The organism is Citreimonas sp., assembly GCF_042096055.1.
Taxonomy (GTDB): domain Bacteria; phylum Pseudomonadota; class Alphaproteobacteria; order Rhodobacterales; family Rhodobacteraceae; genus Citreimonas.
This window is the reverse complement of sequence record NZ_JBELMH010000003.1, coordinates 52,075-53,693: the sequence shown is the minus strand read 5'-3', so window position 1 is coordinate 53,693 and position 1,619 is coordinate 52,075. Positions and strand designations below refer to the sequence as shown.

The following is a 1,619-nucleotide window of genomic DNA, read 5'->3' as shown; positions in this document are numbered from 1 at the left end:
ATGCGCGACGGGCGGATCGCCGACCTGTCGCTGGCCTTCGGCAGCGTCGCCCCGCGCCCTTGGGTGGATGCGTCAGTGACCGACGCTCTGATCGGCGAGACGCCGGATGCCGACCTGTTTCGGCGCGCGGCCGAGACGCTGACCGAAAGCGCGGCTCCGAACCCCGACACCGCCTACAAGCTGCCGCTGCTGCGCCGGACGCTGCAATCGGTGCTGCACGAGGTGACGGGCCTGTCCGAGGCCGCGACCGGAACCGACAAGGCGGAGACCTTCGCATGACCTTCGATTTCAAGATGGACGAACCGCAGGCGCGGCTTCTCGACTCGACGCGGCAGGGTCTGATCGGCACCGCGATGCCGCGCCCCGACGGGCTGGCAAAGGTCACCGGCACCGCCGATTACGCCGCCGACCACCTGCCCGAGGGCTGCGCCCACGGTGTGCTGGTCCGTGCGACGGTAACGCGCGGCCGCGTGACGTCGATCGATGAGAAGTCGATCGCCGGCATCCCCGGCCTGCTGGGCGTCTTCCATGGGCCGCATTTCGTGCGCAACCCGGCGCAGGGCACCGCTGGCGAAAGCCCGATCCGTCCCGACGGCGAGGTTCATTACCACGGCCAGCCGATCGCGCTGGTTGTGGCCGAGACGTTCGAGGCCGCGCGCGACGGCGCGCTGCGGCTGGCGGTCAGCTACGACTCGGAGCCCGCCGAGGTCGATCCCGACACCGCGTCCGAGGTCGAGCGGGACGATCCCCAGACCCGCGGGGACTGGGACGACGCCTGGAACCGCGCCGCCGCCCGGGTCGACGTGACCTTTCGCACGCCCGGTCATGCCGCCGCGGCGATGGAGCCGCATGCCGCGGTCGCCGAGTGGCAGGGCGAGAACCTGCTGCTGCGCGGATCGCTGCAGATGGTCGCCTTCAACCGGTACGAACTCGCCGACGCGCTGGATGTGGACCCCGAGCGGGTGCGCATCCTGTCGCCCTACGTCGGCGGCGGCTTCGGCTCGAAGCTGGGCATCGGCGCCGAGGCGGTCTCGGCCGCGATCGCGGCGCGCAAGTTGGACCGCCCGGTGCGGGTCGTGATGGCGCGCCAGACCGTGTTCGACGCCGTCCTGCGCCGGACCGAGACGCATCAGCACCTGCGGCTGGCGACGGATGCCGACGGCAAACTGCTGGCGCTGGCCCATGACGACCGGGTGTCCAACCTGCCGGGCGAGGCGTTTTCCGAACCCGTCAGCAGCGCGTCGCAGTTCACCTACGACGCGCTGGCGATGCATTTCGCGCAGGAAGTGGCGCGGCACCACCGCACGCCCTCGGGCTCGGTTCGCGCGCCGGGCGAGGCGGTGGGCATGGTCGCGCTCGAGGTGGCGATGGACATGCTGGCCAAGGAGGCCGGGATCGACCCGCTGGACCTGCGGCTCAGGAACGTCTCGACAAGCCACCCGATGACCGGGCAGGCCTTCGGCGAGCAGCGCCTGGCCGATTGTCTGACCGAGGGCGCGCGCCGCTTCGGCTGGGCAGATCGCCCGGCACCCGGCACGCGGGCCGAGGGCGACTGGCTGATCGGCACCGGCATGGCGGCCGCCGCGCGCCCCAACGCGCTGCAGGACTCGGCCGCGCGG

At 72.1% G+C, this 1,619-nt stretch carries 1 protein-coding gene and 1 pseudogene; both read left to right on the top strand.

From position 1 onward, the window contains the following. Nucleotides 1-279 (top strand): annotated as a pseudogene (locus ACFDTC_RS01790) (xanthine dehydrogenase family protein subunit M); the annotation flags it as partial. Further along, nucleotides 276-1,619, top strand: a 1,344-nt coding sequence (locus tag ACFDTC_RS01785; RefSeq protein ID WP_375257149.1) for a xanthine dehydrogenase family protein molybdopterin-binding subunit, incomplete at its 3' end; no start/stop codon positions are given. The pseudogene ACFDTC_RS01790 and the gene ACFDTC_RS01785, both read left to right, overlap by 4 nt.